Source organism: Variovorax sp. LjRoot130 (assembly GCF_964253755.1).
Taxonomy (GTDB): domain Bacteria; phylum Pseudomonadota; class Gammaproteobacteria; order Burkholderiales; family Burkholderiaceae_C; genus Variovorax.
The window spans coordinates 1,209,694-1,234,869 of record NZ_CAXURM020000001.1 but is presented as its reverse complement, the minus strand read 5'-3'; the positions used below and the strand labels follow the sequence as shown (position 1 = coordinate 1,234,869).

Here is a 25,176-nt window from a genome sequence, read left to right as displayed (position 1 = left end):
CTCAGGGACGCGCCACGGAGAACTGCATCGCCTGCGGCCGGCGCAGCTCGGCATCGCGGCAGATCGAGAGCACCTGGGCGATCACGGCGCGCGTGTCGCGCGGATCGATCACGCCGTCGTCGAGCAGGCGCGCGCTGGTGGTGAACACGCTGGTCTGGCTCTCGAAGCGCTCGATGATGCGGCGCTCCAGCTCGTCGAGCTTGGCCTGGTCCACCGCGCCCTTGCGCTTCATCGCGGCCTCGCTGACCATGACCATGGTGCCGGCCGCCTGCTCGGCGCCCATCACCGCCGTCCTGGCGTTGGGCCACGAGAAGCAGAAGCGCGGATGGAAGCCGCGCCCGCACATGCCGTAGTTGCCGGCGCCGTAGGAGGCGCCGCAATAGAGCGTGATCTGCGGCACGGTGGCGTTGGTCACGGCCTGGATCATCTTGGAGCCGTGCTTGATCATGCCGGCCTCCTCATGCGCCTTGCCGACCATGTAGCCGGTCGTGTTGTTGAGGTAGAGGATCGGCGTCCGTGCCTGGCAGCAGGCCTGGATGAAGTGGGTTGCCTTGTTGGCGCCGGCGCTGTCGATGGGGCCGTTGTTGGTGACGACGCCGAGCGGCAGCCCCTCGATCTTGATGTGGCCGACCACGGTGGCGCTGCCGTAGTTCTCGCCGAAGGCCAGGAACTCGGAGTCGTCGGCGATGCGCGCGATCACCTGCCGCATGTCGACCGGGCGCTTGGGATCCATGGGCATGATGCCCAGCAGCTCCTCGGCGTCGTGGCGCGGCGGCTTGAAGCGGCGCGGCGCCTCGGCCGGCAGCTCGCGGTTCCAGTCGATGTGGGCGAGGATCTCGCGCGCGATGCGGATCGCGTCGCGGTCGTCTTCGGCCAGGTAGTCACCGAGGCCCGAGATCGAGGTGTGCATGAGGGCGCCGCCCAGCTCCTCCTCGGTCGCGATCTCGCCGGTCGCGGCCTTCAGCAGCGGCGGCCCGGCGAGAAAGGCGCGCGAGCGGCCCCGCACCATCACGATGTAGTCCGACAGGCCCGTCTGGTAGGCGCCGCCAGCGGTGGAGGAGCCGTGCGTCACCGTGATCACCGGCAGGCCGGCCGCCGACATGCGCGCGAGGTTGCGGAACAGGCTGCCGCCCTTGATGAACTCCTCGACCTTGTAGGTGAGCAGGTTGGCGCCTGCGCTCTCGACCAGCTGGACGTAAGGCAGCTTGTTCTCGAGCGCGAGCTCCTGCATGCGTAGCGCCTTGTCGAGGCCCATGGGCTGCAGCGCGCCGGCATCGATGCCTGAGTCGGAGGCATTGACCATTACGCGCACGCCCGAGACCCAGCCGATGCCGCCGATGATGCCGCCGCCCGGCACGCTCTGGTCGAGCTCGGGCTTGTCCAGGCCGAGACCGGCCAGCGATGCGATTTCGAGAAAAGGCGAGCCCGGATCGAGCAGCAGCGAAACCCGATCGCGCGGCAGCAGCTGGCCGCGTTGCTCGAAGCGCTCGCGCGATCGGGCCGAGCTCGCCGCGCTGCGCTGCTCGCAGGCGCGCACGCGTTCGAGCAGGGCCAGCATGCCCTCGCGGTTGGCCTGGAAGGATTCGCTGTCGGGATAGATGGTCGACTCGATGCTTGCCATGTTCTTTTTTCCTTGCGCCTCAAAGGCCCAGCTGCCGCGCGGCCAGGTCCTTCATGACCTCTTCCGATCCGCCGCCGATCATCATCACCTTGACCTCACGGTAGATGCGCTCGCTCTTCGTGCCGCGCATGTAGCCCATGCCGCCCAGCAGCTGCACCGCCTGGTCGGCACAGAACTGCATGGCCTGCGTCGCCTGCACCTTGGCCAGGCAGATGCGCGCCACCAGTTGCGCCGGGTCGGCGAGCTGGTGCTCGATGCGGTAGGCCAGGTCGTAGACGAGCGCGCGCGCGGCGTCGATGCGCAGGGTCATGTCCATCAGCTTGTGGCGCACCACCTGCCGCTCGGACAGCGCCGTGCCGCCGATCGTGCGCTGGCGCGCCCAGTCCACAGCCTCCTCCAGACAGACCTCGGCATAGCCGCAGGCCAGCGACGCCATCAGCAGGCGCTCGGTGTTGAAGTTGCGCATGAAGAGCTTGAAGCCGCGGTTCTCCTCGCCCACGAGGTTGGCCACCGGCACCCGGCAGTCGTCGAAGCGAAGGTGCGCGGTGTCGGAACTCCACCAGCCCATCTTCTTGAGCGGCGTGCGGGTGAGCCCCGGCGTGCCACCCTCGATCACCAGCGCGGAGATGCCGCCGGCGCCCAAGACCTTCGGGGCGGTGCGCACCGCAGTCGTGATGAAGTCGGCGCGCACGCCCGAGGTGATGAAGGTCTTCTCGCCGTTCACGATGTAGTGATCGCCGTCGCGGATCGCGGTGGTCTTCAGGTTGGCCACGTCGGAGCCGCCCGAGGGCTCGGTGACGGCCAGCGCAGCAATCTTGCGGCCCGCGAGCACCGGCGGGATGACGCGGCGTTTCAACTCTTCGCTGCCCGCGGCAAGAATCGGCGGCAGCGCGATGCCGTGCGAGTTCATCGAGGCCTGCACGCCGCCAGAACCGCAGCGCGCGAACTCCTCGGCCACCACGAGCTGGTAGAACACGTCGGCCGGCGTGCCGCCGTATTCCTCCGGATAGCCCAGCCCCAGGATGCCGAGTTCGGCCGAGCGCGCATAGAGCGAGCGCGGAAAGGTCTCGGCCTCGTCCCACGCGTTCACGTTGGGCGTGATCTCGCGCGAGATGAAGTCGCGGACGCTGGCGCGGAACTGCTCGTGATCGGGACTGAAATAGAAGGGCAGCGGCGGCGCATCGAGAAAGTCCATTGACGACTCCTTGTCGCGACCAAGGCTAGCGGCCCGGCGCGCCCAGGTCTTGCGCGTAGTGGCTGCGGCCCTGGTCCACTAGCGAGTTGACGCAAGCGCAGCGCGCGGCGGATCGCTAAGCTGCATCTCCATGACAAGCAGCAGCAAGATCGTCCGCATCGGCGGCGCCTCCGGCTTCTGGGGCGACAGCATGGTGGCCGCGCCGCAACTGGTGAAGGGAGGGCGGCTCGACTACCTGGTGTTCGACTACCTGGCCGAGACCACGATGGCCATCCTGGCGGCGGCGCGCGCCAAGCAGCCCGAGCTGGGCTGGGCCACCGACTTCGTCGACATCGCGATGAAGCCGGTGCTCGGCGAGGTGAAGCGGCAAGGGATCAAGGTGATCAGCAACGCGGGCGGCATCAATCCGCACGGCTGCGCGGCTGCGCTGCAGGCCATGGCCGAAGCCGAAGGCATCGCGCTGCGCATCGCCGTGGTCGAAGGCGACGACATCGGCGCGCAGATGCCGGCCGTGCGCGAGCGCGGCATCCAGGACATGTTCAGCGGCGACGCCTTGCCCGAGAAGGTGCTGAGCGCCAACGCCTACCTCGGCGCCGCGCCGATCGCCGCCGCGCTGGCGGCCGGTGCCGAGGTGGTGATCACCGGACGCTGCGTCGACAGCGCCGTGACGCTGGGGCCGCTGATGCACGAATTCGGCTGGACCCACGACGACTTCGACCTGCTGGCCTCCGGCAGCCTCGCCGGCCACATCATCGAGTGCGGCTGCCAGGCGACCGGCGGCCTGCACACCGACTGGGAAGAGATCCCGGACTGGGCAAACATCGGCTACCCGATCGTCGAGTGCCATGCCGACGGCAGCTTCGTCCTGACCAAGCCCGAGGGCACCGGCGGCAAGGTGGTCCGCGCGGCGGTGGCCGAGCAACTGCTCTACGAGATCGGCGACCCCGGCGCCTATCTGCTACCGGACGTGAGCTGCGACTTCCGCGAGGTCGTGATCGAGCAGCAGGGAGAGAACCGCGTGCGCGTGAGTCCTGCCAAAGGACGCCCGCCGACGCCGAGCTACAAGGTTTCGGCGACCCAGCAGGGTGGCTACCGCTGCGCGGGCAGCCTGGTGATCGTCGGCATCGATGCCGAGAAGAAGGCCCGACGCACGGCCGAGGCGATCATCGAGCGCACCGGCCGCATCCTGCGCGAGAGCGGGCAGCCGCCCTTCACCTCCACCTACATCGAAGTGATCGGCGCCGAGTCGCTCTACGGCCCGCATGCGTGCACGCGGGCGTCGCGCGAGGTCATGATGCGGGTGGTGGCCAATCATCCGCAGAAGGCCGCGCTCGCGATGTTCGCGCGCGAGATCGCGCCGGCGGGCACCTCGTGGGCGCCCGGCACCACGGGCCCGGGCGGCGGGCGGCCTTCGGTGTCGCCTCTGATCGAGCCCTTCTCTTTTCTGCTGGAGAAAGAGGCAGTGCCGGTCGCCTTCGTGCTCGACGGCGAGCGGCATGCGGTGCCCGTTCCGGCGGGAACGGGCGACGGTGTCGCGCCCGATGTGCCAACGCCCTCTCCATGGATCGATCCCGATGAGCCGATGGAGAAAGTGCGCCTCATCCAGCTCGCCTGGGCGCGCAGCGGCGACAAGGGCAACCTCTCGAACATCGGCCTGGTCGCACGCCGCCCCGAATGGCTGCCGCTGCTGTGGGAACGCGTGACGCCCGATGCCGTGGGCGCCTATTTCGCGCACCTGGTTCACGGCAAGGTGGAACGCTTCTACCTGCCCGGCATCGCCGCGATGAACCTGCTGCTGCACGATGCGCTCGACGGCGGCGGGCCTTCATCGATGCGCATGGATCCGCTCGGCAAGGGCATGGGGCAGATGCTGCTGGACATGCGGATCAAGGTTCCGCGTTCGCTGGCCGCGGGGCTTTGAATGCAGAGCAGGCCCGACACCCGCTTCGCCCCCGCCGCCGAATTCGGCCGCAGCGAACTCACCGCGCTCTGGAATCGCGCCTACGAAAACTACTTCGTTCCGATCGCCTTCACCGAACCGCTCTTCGAGAGACATCTGCGGCGCGCGAGCGCCGACCTGGACCTTTCCAGGCTGCTCCTGATCGGCGACGCGCTCCATGGCATTTCGCTCGTGGGCCGCAGGCAGGAGCGTGCCTACTTGGCCGGCTTCGGCATCGCCGGCGCGCAGCGGGGCCGAGGGCTGGCAAGGGCGCTGCTCGAGGCACAGATCTCGGCCTTGTCGGACGCGGGGATGCGCGAAATCGTCCTCGAGGTCATCGAACAGAACCCGGCCCGGATGCTCTACCGCAAGGCGGGCTTCGCGGAGATTCGGCCCTTGGTGGTTCTGGAGGGAACACTTGCGCAAGGCCGCGCATCTGCCGGTATGGCGCTCGACGCTGCCGCCCTCGCATCCGCGCATGCGCTGTGCAATGCGGACACACGTCCGACCTGGCGCCGCGAAATCCCCACGGTGCTGGGCGCCGTCGCGACCGAGGGGGCAGTAGCCCTCGGCGTGCAGCGGGACGCCGCCATCGTCGGCTACGCCGTCTATCTCGAAGGCAGCGAGAACAGCGCGCTGCTCGATGCCGGCGCGCTCGACGAAGCCGCGGCTTCCGATCTGCTGGACGCCCTCGCCTGCGCGCGCGTCGGCACGACATGGCGGCTGGTCGACGAGCCGCCGGACAGCGCCCTGTTTCGCGCGGTGACCGCGCGCGGGCTGGCAACCGGCATCCGTCAGGTGGAGATGCAACTCGCGCTCTGAGAGAATGCCGCCCCTATCCCTGATCCCGCATCCATGAATATCGTCGTCAACGAAGAACTAAGAACCTATATCGACCCGTTGACCCCCGAGGAACACGAAGCGCTGGAGCGAAGCATCCTGACCGAAGGCTGTCGCGATGCACTGGTGCTGTGGGGCGATGTCCTGGTAGATGGCCACAACCGCTACGGCATCTGCCAGAAGCACGGGCTGCCGTTCCAGACTGTGCAGAACACGCGCTTCCAATCCATCGAGGACGTGCACCTGTGGATGATCGACCAGCACCTGGGCCGACGCAGCGTCTCGGACTTCCTGCGAGGCGTGCTGGCGCTCAGAAAGAAGGAGATCGTGGCCGAACGGCAGGCCCGCACGCCGGCAGCGACCGCGCCGGCAGAGGTTCAGACCTCGGCAGACTCGTCCGCGCCGTTGAACAGCCGTGAAGCCGTCGCCAAGGCCGCTCGCATCAGCAGCAGCCAGGTGGTGATGATCGAGAAGATCCGCAAGCAGGCCGCGCCCGAGCTGGTGGCGGCCGTCAAGTCCGGCACGATCTCGATCAATGCCGCGGCGGCCGTGGCGAGCTTGCCGGCCGAAGAACAGGTGGCTGCCGCAATCGCCGGCAAGGATGAACTGAAGCAGGTCGCCAAGCGCGTCCGCGAGGCCAGGCGCAAGCCGCGCGAGGAATCGGCGCCATCCGACGACTCGGCAAAGCCCGATCTCGTGCAACGGCTGGAACAGCGCGTGGCCGACCTGACGGCCGAGAACGAAGACTTGCGCAGGCAAGTGGCCGATCTGCTGCAGGCGCAGCGGACGGGCTAGCCGAAAGGCTGGTGCCCCTCTGCTGCACCAGCCTTTCTGTTACAGCGGATTCACCCGCTGCGCTCTCACACCACCGGAGCGAGGAACGCGACCAGCTTGCCCGTGTTGGCGACGAAGTCGCTGGTCGAGATGCCCAGCGGCCGCTCGCGCGGCTGGTAGGGCTCGATCTCGGGCGGGGTGAGCGGGTCGTACGGCGAGGTGTCGTAGACGTCGCCCACGTGCTTGCTGCGGTAGGCGTCGCCCGAATACGGCGTGGTGGGGCCGTTGCCGCGGAACGGGTTGGTGACGAACGCGATCGGCGAGAGCCAATAGTCCTTGTCGCCGAGCGCGTCGACCACCGCCTGTGCCTGCGCCTCGGTGACCGTCGGGCTGGTCATCGTCGCGCCCGCGAACAGGTCGGGGAAGTCGACTTCGCGCAGCGAGAAGTACTTCGGCAGGTCTCTCGGCCTGCTGACCTTCAGCGGCGACCCCGCAGTCATCTCGGCAATCGCGGCATCGCTCATCGACGCGAGCAGGTCGTAGGTTGCCTGAAGACTGCCGATGTTGACGCTGCGGCCCGCCGAGTAGTGGCTGAGCGTGGCGCGATGGTCGTCATCGAAGTAGTACGCACCGTTCCAGATGTTCGAGCCGTAGCGGTGGACAAAACGCGGCTGGTTCGTCCCCAGCTCGATGAAGGTGGGATGCGTGCGTCCGGCGAGCTGCGGGTTGTCGGCAATCATCTCGGGCGTCAGCTTGCAGCTGTTGAGCCACGCGATCGCTTCCGGCACCCGCGCCAGGAACGTCCTGTCGCCGGTCAGCCGGAAGTAGTGGAACAGCTGCAGCACGTTGGTCTGCGTCGTGTGCGTCGCGAGCGAGCGCGGCTCGTAGGTGCGCGCGCCGGCCGGCGCCCCGGCCGGGCGGCCGTCGCGGTCCTCGGTCAGGTGCTGCAGCGCCCAGCCGGCCTGCGGCCCCGGCTGCTGCAGGCGCCGCAGGCATTGCATCGCGCGCTGCACCGGTTCGATCAAGCGGGTCTCGCCGAGTCCCACCACGCACATCAGCATGAACTTGATGTTCTCGCCGGCCACGTCGTCGTTGAACGTGATCTGGCGCGTGTAGTCGCCGTCTTCCATTCCCTGGGTCGCGCCCGGCGGCAGCTGCTGCGGGTTGGGCAGCGGCATCGACGAGACCGAGCCCGGGAACGGCGGATAACGTTGCGGCCAGCCGCCGTCGGCGATGCCGCTGCTGAACTGCGCGCCGGTCACGAAGTCGATCGCCTTGTACAGCGGGCCGCGGAAGCGCCGATCGCGCTTCTCGAGGTACATGCGCAGCAGGAACTGCGACGCCACCGCGGTGCCCGCGTCGTCGAAGGTCGCGTTGCCGTAGTAGTGCTGGAACTCCTCGAGCCGCCAGCCGTTGGCGCCGATCGTCTCGTACCAATGCTTGAGCGAGGCCTCGCCGGCGAAGTCATGGATGTAGTTCCAGCCGCCGGCCGGATGCTGCGCCGCAATCAGCGCAAGCGCGGTGCGCTCGGCGGCCTTGTAGAAGAGCTCGTCGCCGGTCGCGTGGTAGGCGTCTAGGAAGGCGTGGCCGGCCGAAGGCGTGCCGGGCGGCTGGATCCAGCACATGGTGCGCTTGGCCTCCATCTCGCCCCAGCTGACCGACAGGTCGGGCAGGTAGGCCCAGACGTAGCCGCCTCGGTAAGACACTTCTTCGTCCATGAAGCGGACCGCTTGCCGCAGCGCCGAGCGGACGCGCTTGCGGAACTTGTCTGCGGCATCAGGTTTCTCGTCCGCGACAGCGTCGGGTTTCGAGCTCCCGGCGCTGGCAAGGGCTGGGGCCCCGCCATCGCCGCCGCCACCGCAGGCGGCCAGGGCCAGCGGGCTGAGTCCGGACATCACGAATCTTCTGCGTTTCATCGCTGCTCCTCAAAAGGTGGATTCGCCCACCTCCGGTAACACCGGGGGAATCTCATGCCCTGGTGACCGGGGATCGGGCCGTGGACGAGACCCGGCCGGGCGGCGAGCGCACGGCACGGTTTCGACGGCATGTGCGCCGGAACGCCTGGTTGTCATGATTCTTGGCGCCACGGTGCAGCATGTCGTCGGTCATCGTATGACTTGAGCTTCCAGTCAGGACTGGTGGAAACCATGACTGGCACAGTACAACCGCCACTGAAGTGCAATCAACGGCTGCGGATCAGGTCCGTCTGCACACTTATGACATCAGACGACATAGACGTGTGATACGCCATCGCGCTGCCGCCGTGTCGACCGGGGTCCTGCGGGTTTTCCCTATTATTTAGTTATCTCTGAAAACTATATTGATTATTTGAAATAACGTTATGACTACCCGGGTCCACCCCGGGCCAGGAGTCCAAGATGCTCGCCCCGTCGGCATTGAAGACGAGCCCCGTTTTCCCGGTCACATCGATGGCCCACGAACCGCCTCACCTCAGAGGGCCGTGCGGTCCGCCTTCACGCAAGCGGAGATGAACACGGTGGCCAACGCGGTGCTCGCGCGTTGCGACGCACTGGACGGAGCGGCGGACGGGATGGTCGCGGACGTCCAGATGTGCAAACAGGCATTCGATCTGGCCACCGCCGTACCCACATGCGGCGGCGCGCGCGACGGCAGCTGCCTCACGGCCGCGCAAAAGAGCGTGCTCGAAAACGTCTTCTCCGGCGCGAGGAACAGCGCGGGCACGGCGATCTACAGCAGCTTTCCCTACGATGCCGGCGTCAACCGTGCCGATTGGCGCCAGTGGGAGTTCTCCAATTCGCAAAGCCTGGATACCGCTGCGGTCGGCTTCGTTTTCAGCACCCCGCCGCTGGGACCGAGCCGCCCGTCCGGCATCGATTTCGCGCTCGGATTCAGCATGGACATCGATGCGCCGAGCATCTTCGCGAGCACTGCGCTCTACACCGAGTCATCGATGTCCTTCATGACGCCGCCGAACCCGAGCAACCTTTCCGCGCTTCGCGACCGCGGCAGCAAGCTCATCGTCTATCACGGCACCAGCGATGCGGTGTTCTCGTCGGACGACACGACAAGTTGGTACGAGCAATTGCGCGCGGCGAACGGCGGCGATGCATCCGGCTTTGCTCGCTTCTTTCCGGTGCCCGGCATGAATCATTGCGGGCGCGGCCCAGCCACCGACCAGTTCGACATGCTGACGCCGCTCGTCGCGTGGGTGGAACAGGGCAAGGCGCCTACGGCGATCATTGCCGCGGCTCGCGGGGCGGGCGCCAATGTGGTCAACACCGAATTGCCTGCCGACTGGTCGGCCGATCGCACGCGGCCGCTGTGCCCGTATCCAAAAACGGCGGCCTACGTAGGCGGCAGCATCGAATCGGCCTCCAGCTTCGCGTGCCGATAGCAGCCGGTGCGCACCTGGCCGGCGGAGAGTGTGAGATTCGAACTCACGGACGGTTGCCCGTCGGCAGTTTTCAAGACTGCTGGTTTAAACCACTCACCCAACTCTCCGGGACTGTCTTCGCTTTGCGCGAAGGCGTGCGGGCGATTTTAGTCGCCGGGCGGAGTCGGGGCCCACCCGCGCATCACCAGGTCCACAATGCCCGTGGCCCAGGCGCGGCGCTCCTCGGGGCCTGCGAGCGGCTTCGAGATGAAGAAACGCACGCCGCCAAAGGCCAGCGTCGAAAGCTGCACCGCCGCCAGTTCCGGAGAAGGCACGTGCAGCTTTCCGGTGCGGTGCGCCTCGGCCAGGTACTCGACCACCGGCGCGAGCACGTAGCTGTTCTCGGCATAGAGCGACTTCGCGAGTTCAGGAAAGCGCACGGCCTCCGCGATCACCAGGCGCAGCAGGGCCAGCGTCTTCGGCTCGGTGGCGCCGAGGTACATGCGTTCGACCAGGTCGAGCAGGATCTCCCTTTCGTCAGCACCGTGCCGCACGAGAGTGGCCTGCATGGTGTCGCGGGCACTGCTGACCGCACGGTGCACGACCTCCCGAAACAAGGCCTCCTTGTTCTCGAACTGGCGGTAGATGGTGATCTTGGCGACGCCCGCATCGCGCGCGATGGCCTCGATGCTGGTCGCCGCGTAGCCGTTCTCGAGAAAAGACTTCAATGCAGCAGCGAGGAAGGACTCGCGCAGGGCCGCCGCCTGCTCTGGACTGGGTCGTCCACGCGACCTGCGCTGGGTTTCATCCGGGAGCGTTCGGTTCGGCATGGTTTTGCGCTCACGCATCCGGCAGGAAGATGGCCTGCAGATCGCTCAGGAAGTCGAAGCCGCGCGCCGTCGGCCAGACGCGCGCGAGGTCACGCTCGATCAGGCCTTTGCGCTCGGCTTCCTCGAGCCCGCACTGAATGGCGGTGATGGCCAGCCCGGTGCGTTCGCCGAACTGCGCCAGCGTGAAGCCCTCCTTGAGGCGCAGGGCGTTGAGCATGAATTCGAAGGGCAGCTCGGCAAGGCCGACCTCGTCGCTCTGCGCGATCGCCTGGCCGGCGAGCGCATTGTCCATGTAGAGACGCGGCTCCCGGAAGCGCACCTGCCGTACCACGCGGTGCGCAAAACTCAGCTTGCTGTGCGCGCCGGCGCCGATGCCGAGGTAGTCGCCGAACTGCCAGTAATTGAGGTTGTGCGCACAGGCATGGCCCGCACGCGCATAGGCCGAGATCTCGTAGCGGTTGAGACCATTCTGCGCGGTGCGCTCGGTGATGCGGTCGAGCATCGCGTAGGCGGCGTCGTCTTCCGGCACCACCGGCGGAAACTTGGCGAAGTAGGTGTTGGGCTCGATGGTCAGGTGATAGACCGACAGATGCGGCGGCGCCAGCGCCAGCGCCTGATCGAGGTCCGCGTCGAGGCCCTCCAGGGTCTGGCCCGGCAGCGCGTACATCAGGTCGAGATTGAAGGTGTCGAAGGCGAGCGCTGCCTCCTCGACCGCCGCGATGGCCTGCGCGCGGTCGTGCACGCGGCCGAGCGCCTTCAGGTGCTCGTCGTTGAAGCTCTGCACGCCGACCGACAGCCGCGTGACGCCGGCCGCCCGGTAGGCGCGGAAGCGATCGCGCTCGAAGGTGCCGGGGTTGGCCTCCAGCGTGATCTCGCAGTCGGGCGCGAGCTTGAGCCGGGCACGCAGGTCGCCGAGCAGGCGGTCGATGGCGGCCGGCGAGAACAAGCTGGGCGTGCCGCCGCCGATGAAGATGGTGTGCACGCCGCGGCCCCAGATCAGGGGCAGAGCGGCGTCGAGGTCCGCGATCAGCGCATCGAGATAGCGTTGCTCCGGCAATGCGTCGCCATCGCCGCCGCGCCACTCGTGCGAGTTGAAGTCGCAGTAAGGGCACTTGCGCAGGCACCAGGGCAGGTGGACGTAGAGCGACAGCGGCGGCAGCGCCGACAGCTGCAGCGGCCCCGGCCGCATCAGGTGCAGCACGTCGTTGGCATGAGCCGCGCCACCGGCGCGCTCCTGCGCGTTGCTGGTGATCGGGACGACGAGGCTCACAGCCAGCGCTCCCGCATCAAGGCCAGCATCGCGCGCGCTGCCTGGCCGCGATGGCTGTTGGCGTTCTTCACTTCGGTCGCCAGCTGGGCGAAGGTCTTGCCGAACTGCGGCAGCCACATGACTGGATCGAAACCGAAGCCGTTGTCGCCGAAGGGCTCGCGCGTGATCTCGCCCGCGGCGCGGCCCACCGCGATCAAGGGCTCGGGATCGTCGGCGCGGCGCAGCGCAACCAGCGTGCTGACGAGCGCGGCGCGGCGGTCGGCGACGCCGGCCATCTGCTCGAGCAGCGCGCGCACGTTGTTCGCGTCGCCCTTCTCGTAGCCGAACTGGGTGGCGTAGTAGGCGGTGGCCACGCCGGGCAGCCCGCCGAATGCCTCGACGCAAAGGCCCGCATCGTCCGCGATGGCCGGCAGGCCGGTCGCCGCCGAGGCGTGGCGCGCCTTGGCCAGCGCGTTCTCGACGAAGGTGAGAAAGGGTTCCTCGGCCTCGCCGACCTGGAGTTCAGACTGCCGCACCAGCTCGACGCCGAGCGGCGCAAACAAGGCCTGCAGCTCGGCGAGCTTGCCGGCGTTGTTGGAGGCCAGAACCAGCTTCATCCGTTCGACAATGCCTGCGCCTGCAGCGCAGTCAATTCGGCGATACCCTTTTCGGCCAGCACCAGCAGCGCATTCATCTCTTCGCGCGAGAAGGCCGCTCCTTCGGCCGTGCCCTGCACTTCGACGAAATGGCCGGCGCCGGTCATCACCACGTTCATGTCGGTGTCGCAGGCCGAGTCTTCGATGTATTCGAGATCCAGCAAGGGCGTGCCCTGCACGATGCCGACGGAGACCGCGGCCACGTGACCGCGAATGGGCGAGGCCGCGATCTTGCCCGCGGCCAGCAGCTTGTCGACTGCATCCTGCGCCGCCACGAAGGCGCCGGTGATCGCGGCCGTGCGCGTACCGCCGTCGGCCTGCAGCACATCGCAGTCGAGATGGATCGTGCGCTCCCCCAGCGCGGCCAGATTGAACACGGCGCGCATGGAGCGGCCGATGAGGCGCTGGATTTCCTGCGTGCGGCCGCTCTGCTTGCCGCGCGCCGCTTCTCGATCGCTGCGCGTATGCGTGGCGCGCGGCAGCATGCCGTACTCGGCCGTGACCCAGCCCTCGCCGCTGCCGCGCTTGTGCGGCGGCACCTTTTCCTCGACCGAGGCGGTGCACAACACGCGCGTCTGGCCGAACTCGATCAGCACCGAGCCCTCGGCGTGAATCGTGAAACCGCGCGTGACGCGCACGGGGCGCAACTGGTCGGCGGCACGGCCGCCGCTTCGTACGAAAACTGTCATGTGGAGCGAAAAAAGAAGGAAGAAAAATCAGGCTTTGCGCGCAGCGGAGCGTCGTATCGCCTCGTTGATTTCGGCAATCGAGCGTTCGATCGCGTCCTCGTCGAGGTCGTCGAGTTCGCTGTCGGAGGGCATGCCGGCCTGGATGGTCGAGGCGAACACGCCGTCGCTGATGCTGTCGGTCGACACGCCGCGTGCCTGGCCCGTCGCCTCGGGCATCTCCCACTCGAGCGCGATCAGCGTCACGTTGTCGCTGTGGGTGCCGCCGTTGCGCAGTGCCATCTCGGCCAGGTCGGGCGCCGCATCGGAGACGGGCTTGCCGGAGGAGAGCGTGTGCACGATCAGGGCTTCGTCCAGCACGCCCCAGAGGCCGTCGGAGCACAGCATGATGCGGTCGCCGCGCTGGAGCTGCAGCGGCGCCGAGATGTCGAACAGCGGCGTGGTCGGGGAACCCAGGCAGGTCAGCAGCAGGTTGCGGTTGACGATCTCGGCCCCGGCGTTGGCGCGCGGCCGCTCGGCGTGGGAGTGGTCGCGCGTGCGGGTCAGCAGCTCGCCGTCGCGCACCACGTAGAGCCGCGAGTCGCCGCAATGGATCCAGGTGGCGGTGGTCCCCTGCAGAACGGCGGCAACCACCGTCGTGCGCGGGGTGTCGAGCATGCCCTTGTTGCCTGCGTAGCGCATGATCTGCTGGTGCGCGGCCATCACCGACGCAGTCAGGAATGCCTTGACGTCCTTGACGATCGGTCGCGCCTCGCGCTGGTACAGCGCCGCGATGGTCTGCAGCGCCAGCTGGGCCGCCACCTCGCCTTCGGGATGCCCGCCCATGCCGTCCGCCAGCACGAAGAGGCCCGATTCGCGCGTGTAGCAGTAGCCCATGCGGTCTTCGTTCTTGAGACGGCCACCCTTGCGGCTGACCTGGAAGACGGAGAATTTCATGCCGGACGTGTCGTCGGCGCTGCCGCCTTCGGCAACCCCTTCTTTTCGAAGGACCGCATGTTGTCGATCGACAGCCGGACCTTCTCGCTCACCGTGAGCTTGGTGTAGCGGCGCTCGCCTTCGCGGCTCAGCTCCTTCTGCAGCGCGAAGACCGACTGCGGACGCGAGAGCGGGTCGAGCGACATGCACCACTCGACCACTTCGATCAGGTTGTCGGAGTAGATGCCGCGCAGGCGCGAGAGCGACAGGCCGAGCCGGTCTTTCTCGATGCGCTGCGGGGCGTCGTTCGGGGGATAGCCCTGCATGCAGGCATAGATGCAGGCGCCGATGGCGTAGATGTCGGTCCAGGGGCCCATCGACGAATCGCGGCGGTACATCTCTGGCGCCGCGAAGCCGGGCGTGTACATCGGGCGGATGAAGTTGCCTTCCTTGGAGAGCACTTCGCGCGCGGCGCCGAAATCGATCATCACCGCGCGATCGTCGTCGGTCACGAAGATGTTGGCCGGCTTGATGTCCAGGTGAAGCATCTTGTGCTGGTGCACGATGCGCAGGCCGCGCAGGATCTCGTCGAACAGCGAACGGATGGTGGACTCACGGAAGACCTTCTGTTTCTTGAGGTCCCGCGCGGTCACGATGAAATCCTGCAGGGTGGCGCCCTCCAGGTAGTTCATGACCATGTAGACGGTTTCGTTCTCGCGGAAGAAGTTGAGCACGCTGACCACCGAGGCATGCGAGATCTGCGCGAGCGAACGCCCTTCCTCGAAAAAGCTCTTCAGCCCCAGCCGGTAGAGCGACAGCTTTTCGGGCGGCACCTGGGGCGCAAGCTCGCCGGTGCCCCGGGTTGCCAGGGAGGAAGGAAGGTATTCCTTGATGGCCACCTGCTGGCCACTTTGGTCGACGGAGAGGTAGACGACGCCGAAACCACCGGCAGAAAGCCGACGCACGACGCGATAACCGCCGATGACCGTGTCAGGCAACAGGGGCGAAGGTTTGACCTTTGACATAATCCGGGAGTTTCGCCCGAAGGCGATGGTGCGGCAAGCGAACGCCGTGCCGTCGTCTCGGTGCGTACACACAATTTCACAGCGAGGCGCAATGCCAGTTTACAGCATGACCGGCTATGCCAGCGGCCAGAACGGCCCCGCGGGCAGCCACGCCGACACCGAGCCGCGGCCCCATGGCGCGGGCCGGCTCGGGGTCGAGATTCGCTCGGTCAACAGCCGTTTTCTCGACCTCACTTTCAAATTGCCCGAGGAGTTGCGCCAGCACGAGCCGGCCTTGCGCGAACTGCTGACGGGGCAGCTCAAGCGCGGCAAGGTCGAGCTGCGCGCCTCGATCGAAGGCGGCGGTACCGCGGGCATCGGCGAACCCTCGCCCAAGTTGCTCCAGCGGCTCAACGGCGTACAGGACAACATCAAGTCCTGGCTGCCGGCTGCCCGGGAACTCAGCGTGGCGGACGTGCTGCGCCTGGCGGCCGGCGACACACAGGCGAAGGGTGACTTGGGGCCTGAGCTGTCCGAGGTGGCGGAGAAGACGCTCAAGGCGCTTGTTTCGGCGCGCGAGCGCGAAGGCGCCCGGCTTGCGCGGATGCTGCAGGATCACCTTGCCCAGCTGCGCAAGCTGGTCGAGCAGGCGCTGCCGCTGGTGCCCCAGCTCGTCGAGCAGCAGCGCACCCGCTTTCTCGAGCGCTGGCAGGAGGCCATGGGCCTCGCCGCCGGCGGCACGCCACCGGAAGCGGCGCAGGATCGCGCCATGACCGAAGCCACGGCCTTTGCGATCCGCATTGATGTCGCCGAGGAGCTGACGCGCCTTAACTCGCACCTCGAAGAGATCGAGCGGCTGGTCAAGAAGGGCGGCGAGATCGGCAAGCGCCTCGATTTCCTGATCCAGGAACTGCATCGCGAGGCCAACACCCTGGGCTCCAAATCGGCGACGCTCGAACTCACCCGGATCGGCGTCGACATGAAGGTGCTGATCGAGCAGATGCGCGAGCAGGTCCAGAACATCGAATAAGCAGAGAACGAGCGAATGGATTACCCCGGCAACATTTTCGTGGTCGCAGCGCCGAGCGGCGCCGGCAAATCAAGCCTGGTCAAGGCCCTGATGGAGCTCGATTCCGCCGTGCAGCCATCGGTGTCGCACACCACCCGCCCCCCGCGCGGCCAGGAAAAGCATGGTCGCGAGTACTTTTTCGCTTCGCACTCGGAGTTCGACGCGATGGTCGCCTCCGATGCCTTCGTCGAATGGGCGCACGTTCACGGCCAGCGCTACGGCACCTCGAAGAAGGCAATCGAAGAGCGGATCGCCCAAGGCGCGGACGTCATCCTCGAAATCGACTTCCAGGGCGCGCTCCAGATCCGAAAGACCTTTGCCAACGCGGTGACGATCTTCATCCTGCCGCCGAGTTGGGAGGAACTGCGGTCCCGGCTCGAACGGCGCGGGGAGGACAGCGCCGCGGTCATCGAGCTGAGGCTGCAGAACGCCGCCGAGGAGATGGCACGCGCAAACGAATTCGACTTCGTTATAATCAACGAGTTATTTGAGCGCGCACTTTTTGACCTCAAGGCGATTGTCCACGCTCAGCGGCTCCGGTATTCGGCACAGCGCCGCGCGCGTGCCGACACTTTTGCCGCGCTGAACATTCCCTGATCCCGATCACCTGTACGTCGAAAGATCCTCATGGCCCGCATCACCGTCGAAGACTGCCTGCAACACATTCCGAACCGCTTCCAGCTGGTGCTGGCAGCCACCTACCGTGCGCGCATGCTGAGCCAGGGCCACGCGCCGAAGATCGAGAGCAAGAACAAGCCCGGTGTCACTGCCCTGCGCGAGATCGCAGAGGGCAAGATCGGGATCGAGATGCTCAAGAAAGTGCCCGGCTGAGTTGACGCACGCTTGCAACAAAGAGCACCGCCTTGCGGTGCTTTTTTTATGCCTGGACGCGTCGAATCGACTGCCACGCTAAAGTGGAAGCCATGAGCGTGGTTGTCAAGTCCCAGTCCGATGCCCCCCGAGGCACGCCACGGCCGAGTCCGGCGGCGTTGAACGCGGCTGCCGCCAGCTTCGCTGCGCTGACCGACCGGCTCGACTACCTGAGCGTCGAAGACGTCGAACAGGTGCGCCGCGCCTACCGCTTCGCCGATGAGGCGCACTTGGGACAGCTGCGCAACAGCGGCGAACCCTACATCACGCATCCTATCGCGGTGGCGGCGCAATGCGCCGAATGGAAGCTCGATGCGCAGGCCCTGATGGCCGCCCTGCTGCACGATGCCATCGAGGATTGTGGCGTGACCAAGTCGGAGCTGATCGAGCGCTTCGGTGCACCGGTCGCAGAGCTCGTCGACGGCCTCACCAAGCTGGACAAGCTCCGCTTCAACACGCGCGAGGAGAACCAGGCCGAGTCCTTCCGCAAGATGCTGCTCGCCATGGCGCGCGATGTGCGGGTGATTCTCGTCAAGCTGGCGGACCGGACGCACAACATGCGCACGCTCGACGATGCGCCGCGCGAGAAATGGGCCCGGATCTCGCGTGAGACGATCGAAATCTACGCGCCCATCGCGCACCGGCTCGGGCTCAACCAGACCTACAGGGAACTGCAGGATCTGTCGTTCCGCCATCTCAGGCCCTGGCGCTATGCGATCCTCGCAAAAGCGGTCACCAAGGCCCGCGGCCGACGCCGCGACCTGATTCAGAAGGTGCAGCAGGAACTCGAAACTGCCTTCGCGGCAGCTGGCATGAGCGTGCGGATGGCCGGCCGCGAGAAGACGCTCTATTCCATCTACCGCAAGATGGAAGAAAAGCATTTGAGCTTTGCCCAGGTGACCGACATCTACGGCTTCCGCCTGATCGTGCCGACGGTGATCGCTTGCTACACCGGGCTCGGCATCCTGCACCAGATGTACAAGCCCCTGCCCGGCAAGTTCAAGGACCACATCGCGATCGCCAAGCTCAACGGCTACCAGTCGCTGCACACCACGCTGGTCGGCCCGGCCGGCGTCAACGTCGAATTCCAGCTGCGCACCGAGGCCATGCACGTGGTGGCCGAGTCCGGCGTGGCAGCTCACTGGCTCTACAAGGCGGCCGAGCCCAGCGCGGCGACCAGCGATCGTCTGGGCGCCAAGTGGCTCCAGTCGCTGCTCGACATCCAGGATGAAACGCGCGATGCGGCCGAATTCTGGGATCACGTCAAGGTCGACCTGTTTCCCGACGCGGTCTACGTGTTCACGCCCAAGAGCCAGATCCTGGCGCTGCCCCGTGGCGCGACGGTGGTCGATTTCGCCTATGCGATCCACAGCAACATCGGCGACCACACTTCAGCCGCGCGCATCAACGGCGACCAGGTTCCGCTGCGCACCGAGCTAAAGAATGGCGACGTGGTCGAGGTGATCACGGCGCCCGTGTCGACGCCAAATCCCGCGTGGCTCGGCTTCGTGCGAACCGGACGGGCCCGCTCCAAGATCCGCCACTACCTCAAGACTCTGGCGCATGCCGAATCCGAAGGCCTGGGCGAAAAGCTCCTGGCCCAGGCGTTGCGCGCCGAGGGCCTCGGCAACCTGCCCGACGATGACGAGGAGCACCAGCAGATCTGGGAAAAGCTGCTGCGATTCACCGGCAACCGCACGCGTTCGGAGTTGCTGACCGACATCGGTCTCGGCAAGCGCATCGCCAGCATCGTTGCGAAGCGGCTCATGGCGCTCCTGGCAGAACGCGGCGAGAAGCCCGATGCGCTGATGCTGAGCCGCGAGCGCTTCACCGCGCACGAAGCCGTCTCGCAAGGGGCTGTCACGCTGGACGGCAGCGAGAACTCCTCGGTCCGCTTCGCGCTCTGCTGCCGCCCCATTCCGGACGACCCGATCATGGGCTACCTCGGCCATGGCGAAGGCTTGGTCGTGCACACCGAAGCGTGCGGGGTTGGCCAACGTTTGCGCCACAAGGACAGCGAACGTTTCTTTGCCGTGGAATGGGCCGACGACCCGGTCCGGACCTTCGAGACAGGCGTCGTCATCACGGTGCGCAACGACAAAGGTGTGCTCGCACGCGTCGCCGCAACGCTGGCGGACGCGGAGGCCGACATCACCCACGTGGAGATGGCCGACGAAACTCCGCAGGACTCCACCGATCTGCGTTTCGTGATCGCAGTGCGCGACCGCACGCATCTCGAGGCCGTGCTGCGGGCCGCGCGGCGTACGCCATCCGTGCTCGCGGCCGCACGGACAGTGCCGGCCCCTTAAGCTGCAGCGGGCGGCGGATAGCTCACCGCCAATATCTCGATCTCGTGCACGCCGCCCGGTGTCGCAAGCTTGACCACATCCCCCTCCCGCGACTTCAGCAGTGCCCTGGCAATCGGAGAAATCCAGCTGACCTGCGCTTGCGCGCTTTCGGCTTCATCGATGCCCAAGATGGTCACGACGCGCTCCTCGCCGGTCTCGTCGGCGTAGCGCACGGTGGCGCCGAAGAAGACCTGGTCGCGGCCATGATGGACCGAAGGGTCCGTCACCTCCGCCACCTCGAGCCGCTTGGTGAGAAAGCGGATCCGCCGGTCGATCTCGCGCAGCCGCTTCTTTCCGTAGAGGTAGTCGCCGTTCTCCGAGCGATCGCCGTTCTTGGCCGCCCAGTGGACGGCCTCCACGACCTTGGGCCGCTCGACATCCATCAGTTCGAGCAGCTCGGCACGCAGGCGCGCGTAGCCCTGCGGGGTGATGTAGTTCTTGCTCCCGGCGGGGAGAGGCGGCGCGGCGCCGGCCGTACCGTCGTCATCATCGCCTGCATCGTTTTCTTTGGTGAATGCCTTGCTCATCGCAGAAAGCTCCAATGAAAAAAGCCCGCAACTTTCGTTGCGGGCTTTCCTGATGATGGTGCGGCTGGCAGGAATTGAACCCACGACCCCTTGGTTCGTAGCCAAGTACTCTATCCAACTGAGCTACAGCCGCACAGCTTGCGATTATAGCATCCTCGCAACACCCCATCGCTGGGCAGCGAAAGAAAGAGAGCAGTAGATCGTGTTGGACTTGAGCCGTCGATCAACCGCCTGTGAGTCTACGTCGAGTCAGTTGTGCATCAAAGTCTTGGCAGAAATGTGAACTAAATCATGACATTTCGACCACATGGGCACTGCACCTACAGCGCCACTTGGCCGACTGGCGCTAAAAACGGCTTCCATTGGTTTATTGGATGGAGGTCCCGATGTTCAGCTTTTTCCAGCCCAATCGAAACGGCCACCTCAGGCGAGTCATGGCGCTTCTCGAAGAAGCCCATCTCGCGCGTATCGAGCATCAGGCTGCTGCCGAACATCACGGGGCCTTGGCCCGGATGTATTCCGAACGCGCCAAAAGACTGGAGCGCGAGCTCTACGGCTCGGCACAAATGCCGCTCGGGGACGCATCCACCAAGGGCCAGGACGAGAAAGCGGTCCTCTATGCCCTGGATCCAGGTCGCCGGATCGAGACACAGGCAAAGGCCTGAGGAGTTGGCCCGCGACTGAGGGCGACAAGGCGTGGTGGTAGGCCGTGATGGGCTTGAACCATCGACCAACGGATTATGAGTCCGCTGCTCTAACCAGCTGAGCTAACGGCCCGCACATCAGGGATTCTAGTAGGCGCCGGGCGCCGCTATTTGCGGTGGCTCAGCGCATTGGTGACCAGCCGCGACGTGATGTCGACGATCTGGATCATGCGCTCATAGGGCATGCGCGTCGGACCGATGACGCCAAGCGTACCCACCACCTCGCCGTCGACCTCGTAGTTCGCGCTCACGATCGACAGGTCGTCGAAGGGCACCACCTGGCTTTCCCCGCCGATGAAGATGCGCACGCCGTCCGCCTTGCTCGACACGTCGAGCAGGCGCATCAGTTGGGCCTTTTGCTCGAACAGCTCGAACGCACGACGCAGGTGGCTCATGTCGCTGGAGAAATCGGTGACGGCCAGCAGATTCCGCTCGCCCGCGATCACGACTTCGTCCTGGGCTTCCGTCAGCACCTCGGAACTCACCTGGACAGCGGCCTGCATCAACGCAGCGATCTCGCCGCGCAATTGCTCCATCTCGGACTGAAGCCGATCGCGCACCTGCTCGATCGACAGACCCGCAAAGTGCGTGTTGATGTAGTTCGATGCCTCAACCAGTTGCGACTGCGAATAGTCGACCTCGGGGAAGATCACCCGGTTCTGCACATCGCCGTCGGGCGACACGATGATCACGAGCAGGCGGCGGTCGGAAAGGCGAAGGAACTCGATCTGACGAAAAACGGATGCGCGGCGCGGCGCCATCACCACGCCAACGAACTGCGACAGGTTCGACAGCAGGTTCGCCGCGTTCGCGATCACCTTTTGCGGCTGGTCGGGCGCGAGGCTCGGCGGCGTGAACTGCTCGCGCTGGGCAGTCAGCATGGTGTCGACGAAAAGCCGATAGCCGCGCGCAGTCGGAATGCGGCCTGCTGAGGTGTGCGGACTGGCGATCAGCCCGAGCCCTTCGAGGTCGGACATCACGTTGCGGATGGTCGCAGGCGAAAGCTCCAGCCCCGAAGCCCGAGAAAGCGTGCGCGAGCCCACCGGCTGGCCCTCGGCGATATAGCGCTCGACCAGCGTCTTGAGAAGCAACTTGGCGCGATCGTCCAGCATCGACTGATTTTAATGTTGTAATTTGTACATGACATCCAGCTTTCGGCGCGTCGCCCTGATAGGTAAATACCAGGCTTCGGGCGCGCGGGCGCAGGCCGGCGCGCTGGACGAGGTCATGGAGGGCATCGGCGCCTTCCTGGAAGCGCAAGGCTGCGAGGTCTTTGTCGAACAGCCGCGCGACGGCGAGTGCGGCCAGACCCGCTACCCCGCGCTGACTGTCGAAGAGATCGGCCAGCGATGCGATCTGGGCCTGGTGGTCGGCGGCGACGGAACCATGCTCGGCATCGGGCGCCAGCTGGCGTGCTACGGCGTTCCGCTGATCGGCATCAACCGCGGCCGGCTCGGCTTCATCACCGACATTTCCCTCGACAACTACCAGGCGACCCTGATCCCGATGCTGGCCGGCGAATACGAGGAAGACCACCGCAGCCTCATGCACGCCCAGGTGATGCGCGACGGCGTGTCGGTGTTCGATGCGCTCGCCATGAACGACGTGGTGGTCAATCGCGGCGCCACCTCGGGCATGGTGGAACTGCGTGTTTCGGTCGGCCGCCATTTCGTTGCCAACCAGCGCGCCGACGGAATGATCATCGCCTCGCCCACCGGCTCCACCGCCTACGCGCTGTCGGCCGGCGGCCCGCTGCTGCATCCCGCGGTCCCGGGATGGGTGCTGGTGCCCATCGCGCCGCACACGCTCTCGAACCGCCCGATCCTGCTGCCGGATGCCGACGAGGTCCTGATCGAGCTGGTGGGCGGGCGCGACGCGAGCGCCAATTTCGACATGCAATCACTGGCTTCTCTTGCCATCGGCGACCAGGTCGTGGTGCGCCGCTCCGACTACCGCGTGCGTTTTCTGCATCCGAAAGGCTGGAGCTACTTCGACACATTGCGCAAGAAGCTGCACTGGAACGAAGGAGGTTCCTGACATGGCATTGCGCCGCATCGCCCTGCGCGACTTCGTGATCGTGCGCGCGCTCGAACTCGATCTCTCCACGGGCTTCACCGTCCTCACCGGCGAAACCGGCGCGGGCAAGTCGATTCTGATCGACGCGCTCCAGCTGGCGCTCGGCAACCGTGCCGATGCCGGCGCCGTGCGCGAAGGCGCCGAGCGCCTGGACGTGAGCGCGGAGTTCGACACCGATCCTGCCCTGGCCGCCTGGCTGGACGAAGGTGGCTTCGAAGCGGGCGATGTCCTGCTTCTGCGCCGCACCGTCGACCTCCAGGGGCGCAGCCGCGGCTGGATCAACGGCAGCCCCGCCACCGCGACCCAGCTGCGCGAGCTCGGCGACCAGTTGCTGGACATCCACGGCCAGCACGCCTGGCAGAGCCTCACCCGGCCCGAAGCCGTGCGCGGCCTGCTCGATGCCTATGCCGGTGTCGGCACTGCCGCGCTCGACAGCGCCTGGCAGAACTGGCGGCAGGCGATCGCTGCGCTCGACAAGGCGCGCTCGGCGCAAGACTCGCTGCAGCGCGAGCGAGAACGACTGCAGTGGCAGGTTGGCGAGGTGATGAAGCTCGCGCCCGGCGCCGACGAGTGGGAGGAACTCTCGGCCAGCCACACCCGCATCTCCAACGCGCAGGCGCTCATCGATGCCGCCGAGGGCGCATGCAGCGCCCTGGAAGACGATGACAGCGGCGCGCTCGCCGCATTGAGCCGCGCCGTCACGCTGCTGCAGAATTGCGAGCACATCGAGCCGGAGTTCAAGGCGCTGGGCGAGGTTCTGGCATCGAGCGTGGCGCAAGCCTCAGACGCTGCGCATTCGCTGCATGGCTACCTGCGCCAGGCCGACACCGACCCCGAGCGCCTTGCCGAACTGGACGAGCGCATGGGACTCTGGATGTCGCTCGCCCGCCGCTACAAGCGCACGCCGGCCGAGCTGCCCGCCTTGCTGGCCGGGTGGCAGGCCGAGCTGCAAGCCCTGGACGCGCAAAGCGACCTCGAAGCCCTCGAGCGTGCCGAACAGACGGCACAGCAGGCCTACATGAAAGAAGCCAAGACGCTGGGCAAGGCGCGCAAGCAGGCGGCACCGCGGCTGGCGCAGGCGGTGACGCAGGCCATGCAGGGCCTCGGCATGCAGGGCGGGCGTTTCGAAGTCGCACTGGAGCCGCTCGCCGAACCGGGCCGAGCCGGGCTCGAAGACATCGCCTTTCTCGTGAGCGGCCACACCGGCAGCACGCCGCGCCCCATCGGCAAGGTGGCTTCAGGCGGTGAACTCTCGCGCATCGCCCTGGCGATCGCGGTCACGACCAGCCAGCTCGGCGCGGCACAGACGCTGATCTTCGACGAAGTCGACGCGGGCGTCGGCGGCGCCGTGGCCGAAACCGTCGGCCGCCTCATGAAGCAACTGGGCCGCGACCGCCAGGTGCTGGCGGTCACCCACCTGCCCCAAGTCGCCGCCTGTGCGGACCACCATCTGCTGGTCGCCAAGCATCAGACCAGCGCCAAGAGCCAGGACGGCATTCGCACGGAAAGCGGTGTCTCGGTGCTCGACGAGGACACCCGGCCGCGCGAGATCGCACGCATGCTGGGCGGCGAGCGCGTTTCGCAGACCTCGCTCGCGCACGCGCGCGAGATGCTCGGCAAGAAGACGCCGGAGACCTCGTCGTGAGCCTGGAACTCGTGCTGATCACCGGCATGTCCGGCTCAGGAAAGTCCGTCGCGCTGCATGCCCTCGAAGACGCGGGCTACTACTGCGTCGACAACCTGCCACCCGAGTTGCTTGCGCCCTTCATCGCGCTGCAGCGGCAACAGCAGACGCCGCGGGTCGCGATCGCGATGGACGTGCGCAGCGGGGTTTCGTTGCCGCTCGTTCCGCAGCAGCTCGACGGCCTGCGGCGCGACGGCATATCGCTGCGCTCGCTCTTCCTCGATTCGACCACCGATGCGCTGGTGCGCCGCTATTCGGAGACCCGGCGCCGCCATCCCTTGTCGCGCCAGGAAGGTCGGACCGATTCCCCCGAGCAGCAGCGAGCGCTGATCCAGGCCATCGAGCTCGAGCGCGAGTTGCTGGCCGATCTGCGCGACGGGGCCGACGTGATCGACACCAGCATCATCCGCCCGGCCCAATTGCAGAGCTACATCAAGGCGCTGATCGCGGCGCCGGAGAGCACGCTCACGCTGGTGTTCGAATCCTTTGCGTTCAAGCGCGGCGTGCCGCTCGATGCCGACTACGTGTTCGACGTGCGCATGCTTCCCAATCCGCACTACGTGCCCGCGCTGCGACCGCTGACCGGGCGCGACGCGGCCGTGATCGACTGGCTGCGCGAACACGATGATGTCGCCCGCATGTATGGCGATATCGAACAGTTCCTCGATCGCTGGCTCGACGCGCTGGCCCGCGACCATCGCAGCTACGTCACAGTAGCCATCGGCTGCACCGGCGGCCAGCACCGCTCGGTCTTTCTCGTCGAGCAGCTGGCGCGCGGCTTCGGCGCACGCTGGGCGGCGCTCAAGCGGCATCGCGAGCTCGACAGCGTGTAGG

General features: G+C 66.6%; 22 protein-coding genes, 3 tRNA genes and 1 pseudogene. 12 read left to right on the top strand and 14 right to left on the bottom strand.

Annotation, left to right across the window (positions count from 1 at the left end; all coding sequences use genetic code 11):
* Position 1: 1 nt before the first annotated feature.
* Together ACSQ86_RS06205 and ACSQ86_RS06200 are read right to left on the bottom strand one after the other, a co-directional pair.
* A complete protein-coding gene (locus ACSQ86_RS06205) occupies positions 2-1,621 on the bottom strand; it encodes an acyl-CoA carboxylase subunit beta (RefSeq protein WP_436308620.1) in 1,620 nt (539 codons plus the stop codon).
* Between the two features lie 19 nt (positions 1,622-1,640).
* On the bottom strand, positions 1,641-2,816 hold the full coding sequence (locus tag ACSQ86_RS06200; protein ID WP_436303011.1) for an acyl-CoA dehydrogenase family protein: 1,176 nt from the start codon (positions 2,814-2,816) through the stop codon (positions 1,641-1,643).
* A gap of 130 nt (positions 2,817-2,946) precedes the next feature.
* On the opposite strand from ACSQ86_RS06200, the gene ACSQ86_RS06195 reads away from it, so the two are divergent.
* The 3 genes from ACSQ86_RS06195 to ACSQ86_RS06185 are packed head-to-tail and all read left to right on the top strand — an operon-like array spanning position 2,947 to position 6,390.
* Positions 2,947-4,737 carry an acyclic terpene utilization AtuA family protein gene (locus ACSQ86_RS06195; RefSeq protein WP_436303010.1) on the top strand — a complete coding sequence of 597 codons (1,791 nt, stop codon included), beginning with the start codon at positions 2,947-2,949 and terminating at the stop codon, positions 4,735-4,737.
* Entirely contained in the window at positions 4,738-5,577 is an 840-nt protein-coding gene (locus ACSQ86_RS06190) for a GNAT family N-acetyltransferase (protein WP_436303009.1), read from the top strand.
* Positions 5,578-5,610: 33 nt separating this feature from the next.
* A complete protein-coding gene (locus ACSQ86_RS06185; protein WP_436308619.1) occupies positions 5,611-6,390 on the top strand; it encodes a plasmid replication/partition related protein in 780 nt (259 codons plus the stop codon).
* A 65-nt stretch (positions 6,391-6,455) separates the two neighbouring features.
* On the opposite strand, the gene ACSQ86_RS06180 is transcribed toward ACSQ86_RS06185, so the two are convergent.
* Entirely contained in the window at positions 6,456-8,285 is a 1,830-nt protein-coding gene (locus ACSQ86_RS06180) for a pectate lyase (RefSeq protein WP_436308618.1), read from the bottom strand.
* A gap of 545 nt (positions 8,286-8,830) precedes the next feature.
* Between ACSQ86_RS06180 and ACSQ86_RS06175 the strand changes: the two are divergent.
* Positions 8,831-9,745, top strand: a pseudogene (locus tag ACSQ86_RS06175) (tannase/feruloyl esterase family alpha/beta hydrolase); the annotation flags it as partial.
* A 22-nt stretch (positions 9,746-9,767) separates the two neighbouring features.
* On the opposite strand, the gene ACSQ86_RS06170 reads toward ACSQ86_RS06175, so the two are convergent.
* The 7 genes from ACSQ86_RS06170 to ACSQ86_RS06140 form a co-directional block, all read right to left on the bottom strand.
* A tRNA-Ser gene (locus ACSQ86_RS06170) sits at positions 9,768-9,852 on the bottom strand.
* 39 nt (positions 9,853-9,891) lie between these two features.
* Positions 9,892-10,554, bottom strand: a complete 663-nt coding sequence (locus tag ACSQ86_RS06165; protein ID WP_436308617.1) for a TetR/AcrR family transcriptional regulator — start codon at positions 10,552-10,554, stop codon at positions 9,892-9,894.
* Positions 10,555-10,564: 10 nt separating this feature from the next.
* A complete protein-coding gene (gene hemW, locus ACSQ86_RS06160) occupies positions 10,565-11,743 on the bottom strand; it encodes a radical SAM family heme chaperone HemW (RefSeq protein WP_436306263.1) in 1,179 nt (392 codons plus the stop codon).
* Positions 11,744-11,820: 77 nt separating this feature from the next.
* Positions 11,821-12,420 carry an RdgB/HAM1 family non-canonical purine NTP pyrophosphatase gene (rdgB, locus tag ACSQ86_RS06155; protein ID WP_436303004.1) on the bottom strand — a complete coding sequence of 200 codons (600 nt, stop codon included), beginning with the start codon at positions 12,418-12,420 and terminating at the stop codon, positions 11,821-11,823.
* On the bottom strand, positions 12,417-13,148 hold the full coding sequence (gene rph / locus ACSQ86_RS06150; protein WP_436303003.1) for a ribonuclease PH: 732 nt from the start codon (positions 13,146-13,148) through the stop codon (positions 12,417-12,419). Before rph ends, rdgB begins: the two co-directional genes overlap by 4 nt.
* Positions 13,149-13,175: 27 nt before the next feature.
* Entirely contained in the window at positions 13,176-14,081 is a 906-nt protein-coding gene (locus ACSQ86_RS06145; RefSeq protein WP_093109013.1) for a PP2C family protein-serine/threonine phosphatase, read from the bottom strand.
* Positions 14,078-15,085 (bottom strand): serine/threonine protein kinase, encoded by a 1,008-nt coding sequence (locus ACSQ86_RS06140; RefSeq protein WP_093109014.1) that lies wholly within the window; start codon positions 15,083-15,085, stop codon positions 14,078-14,080. The genes ACSQ86_RS06145 and ACSQ86_RS06140 overlap by 4 nt, the downstream gene beginning before the upstream one ends.
* Positions 15,086-15,176: 91 nt before the next feature.
* Here ACSQ86_RS06140 and ACSQ86_RS06135 point away from each other — a divergent pair, with 91 nt between their 5' ends.
* From ACSQ86_RS06135 to ACSQ86_RS06120, 4 genes are all read left to right on the top strand, one after another.
* A complete protein-coding gene (locus ACSQ86_RS06135; protein ID WP_093109015.1) occupies positions 15,177-16,094 on the top strand; it encodes a YicC/YloC family endoribonuclease in 918 nt (305 codons plus the stop codon).
* A gap of 15 nt (positions 16,095-16,109) precedes the next feature.
* Complete coding sequence (gene gmk / locus ACSQ86_RS06130) at positions 16,110-16,730, top strand: guanylate kinase (protein WP_093109016.1); 621 nt, start codon at positions 16,110-16,112, stop codon at positions 16,728-16,730.
* Positions 16,731-16,760: 30 nt separating this feature from the next.
* On the top strand, positions 16,761-16,964 hold the full coding sequence (rpoZ, locus tag ACSQ86_RS06125; RefSeq protein WP_093109017.1) for a DNA-directed RNA polymerase subunit omega: 204 nt from the start codon (positions 16,761-16,763) through the stop codon (positions 16,962-16,964).
* A gap of 92 nt (positions 16,965-17,056) precedes the next feature.
* Entirely contained in the window at positions 17,057-19,312 is a 2,256-nt protein-coding gene (locus tag ACSQ86_RS06120) for a RelA/SpoT family protein (RefSeq protein ID WP_436293905.1), read from the top strand.
* On the opposite strand, the gene greB is transcribed toward ACSQ86_RS06120, so the two are convergent.
* The gene (gene greB, locus ACSQ86_RS06115; protein ID WP_436303002.1) at positions 19,309-19,878 is read right to left on the bottom strand and encodes a transcription elongation factor GreB; all 570 of its coding nucleotides are present in this window, start codon (positions 19,876-19,878) and stop codon (positions 19,309-19,311) included. The genes ACSQ86_RS06120 and greB overlap by 4 nt on opposite strands.
* Before the next feature lie 56 nt (positions 19,879-19,934).
* Positions 19,935-20,011 (bottom strand) — tRNA-Arg (locus tag ACSQ86_RS06110).
* A 253-nt stretch (positions 20,012-20,264) separates the two neighbouring features.
* Here ACSQ86_RS06110 and ACSQ86_RS06105 point away from each other — a divergent pair.
* Complete coding sequence (locus ACSQ86_RS06105; RefSeq protein ID WP_093109020.1) at positions 20,265-20,543, top strand: hypothetical protein; 279 nt, start codon at positions 20,265-20,267, stop codon at positions 20,541-20,543.
* Between the two features lie 35 nt (positions 20,544-20,578).
* Here ACSQ86_RS06105 and ACSQ86_RS06100 read toward each other — a convergent pair.
* Positions 20,579-20,655 (bottom strand) — tRNA-Ile (locus ACSQ86_RS06100).
* A 34-nt stretch (positions 20,656-20,689) separates the two neighbouring features.
* Positions 20,690-21,694, bottom strand: coding sequence for a heat-inducible transcriptional repressor HrcA (hrcA, locus tag ACSQ86_RS06095; RefSeq protein WP_093109021.1), 1,005 nt, complete (start codon positions 21,692-21,694; stop codon positions 20,690-20,692).
* Positions 21,695-21,722: 28 nt separating this feature from the next.
* On the opposite strand from hrcA, the gene ACSQ86_RS06090 reads away from it, so the two are divergent.
* Genes ACSQ86_RS06090 through rapZ form a run of 3 tightly spaced genes read left to right on the top strand, consistent with a single transcriptional unit; the run spans position 21,723 to position 25,175 of the window.
* Complete coding sequence (locus ACSQ86_RS06090; protein WP_093109022.1) at positions 21,723-22,619, top strand: NAD kinase; 897 nt, start codon at positions 21,723-21,725, stop codon at positions 22,617-22,619.
* Between the two features lies 1 nt (position 22,620).
* Positions 22,621-24,303 (top strand): DNA repair protein RecN, encoded by a 1,683-nt coding sequence (gene recN, locus ACSQ86_RS06085; RefSeq protein WP_093109023.1) that lies wholly within the window; start codon positions 22,621-22,623, stop codon positions 24,301-24,303.
* Positions 24,300-25,175 (top strand): RNase adapter RapZ, encoded by an 876-nt coding sequence (gene rapZ, locus ACSQ86_RS06080; RefSeq protein ID WP_436303001.1) that lies wholly within the window; start codon positions 24,300-24,302, stop codon positions 25,173-25,175. The genes recN and rapZ overlap by 4 nt, the downstream gene beginning before the upstream one ends.
* The last annotated feature ends 1 nt before the right edge of the window (position 25,176 follow it).

Bases quoted from the DNA above. Each gene is read 5' to 3' on its own strand.
- ACSQ86_RS06135 (WP_093109015.1), top strand. From the start codon at position 15,177: ATGCCAGTTTACAGCATGACCGGCTATGCCAGCGGCCAGAACGGCCCC.
- ACSQ86_RS06090 (WP_093109022.1), top strand. From the start codon at position 21,723: ATGACATCCAGCTTTCGGCGCGTCGCCCTGATAGGTAAATACCAGGCT.
- ACSQ86_RS06145 (WP_093109013.1), bottom strand. From the start codon at position 14,081: ATGAAATTCTCCGTCTTCCAGGTCAGCCGCAAGGGTGGCCGTCTCAAG.
- rpoZ (WP_093109017.1), top strand. From the start codon at position 16,761: ATGGCCCGCATCACCGTCGAAGACTGCCTGCAACACATTCCGAACCGC.
- recN (WP_093109023.1), top strand. From the start codon at position 22,621: ATGGCATTGCGCCGCATCGCCCTGCGCGACTTCGTGATCGTGCGCGCG.
- rdgB (WP_436303004.1), bottom strand. From the start codon at position 12,420: ATGAAGCTGGTTCTGGCCTCCAACAACGCCGGCAAGCTCGCCGAGCTG.
- hrcA (WP_093109021.1), bottom strand. From the start codon at position 21,694: ATGCTGGACGATCGCGCCAAGTTGCTTCTCAAGACGCTGGTCGAGCGC.
- hemW (WP_436306263.1), bottom strand. From the start codon at position 11,743: ATGCGGCCGGGGCCGCTGCAGCTGTCGGCGCTGCCGCCGCTGTCGCTC.
- ACSQ86_RS06120 (WP_436293905.1), top strand. From the start codon at position 17,057: ATGAGCGTGGTTGTCAAGTCCCAGTCCGATGCCCCCCGAGGCACGCCA.
- ACSQ86_RS06140 (WP_093109014.1), bottom strand. From the start codon at position 15,085: ATGTCAAAGGTCAAACCTTCGCCCCTGTTGCCTGACACGGTCATCGGC.
- greB (WP_436303002.1), bottom strand. From the start codon at position 19,878: ATGAGCAAGGCATTCACCAAAGAAAACGATGCAGGCGATGATGACGAC.
- ACSQ86_RS06165 (WP_436308617.1), bottom strand. From the start codon at position 10,554: ATGCCGAACCGAACGCTCCCGGATGAAACCCAGCGCAGGTCGCGTGGA.
- ACSQ86_RS06185 (WP_436308619.1), top strand. From the start codon at position 5,611: ATGAATATCGTCGTCAACGAAGAACTAAGAACCTATATCGACCCGTTG.
- ACSQ86_RS06180 (WP_436308618.1), bottom strand. From the start codon at position 8,285: ATGAAACGCAGAAGATTCGTGATGTCCGGACTCAGCCCGCTGGCCCTG.
- ACSQ86_RS06105 (WP_093109020.1), top strand. From the start codon at position 20,265: ATGTTCAGCTTTTTCCAGCCCAATCGAAACGGCCACCTCAGGCGAGTC.
- ACSQ86_RS06195 (WP_436303010.1), top strand. From the start codon at position 2,947: ATGACAAGCAGCAGCAAGATCGTCCGCATCGGCGGCGCCTCCGGCTTC.
- gmk (WP_093109016.1), top strand. From the start codon at position 16,110: ATGGATTACCCCGGCAACATTTTCGTGGTCGCAGCGCCGAGCGGCGCC.
- ACSQ86_RS06205 (WP_436308620.1), bottom strand. From the start codon at position 1,621: ATGGCAAGCATCGAGTCGACCATCTATCCCGACAGCGAATCCTTCCAG.
- rph (WP_436303003.1), bottom strand. From the start codon at position 13,148: ATGACAGTTTTCGTACGAAGCGGCGGCCGTGCCGCCGACCAGTTGCGC.
- ACSQ86_RS06190 (WP_436303009.1), top strand. From the start codon at position 4,738: ATGCAGAGCAGGCCCGACACCCGCTTCGCCCCCGCCGCCGAATTCGGC.
- ACSQ86_RS06200 (WP_436303011.1), bottom strand. From the start codon at position 2,816: ATGGACTTTCTCGATGCGCCGCCGCTGCCCTTCTATTTCAGTCCCGAT.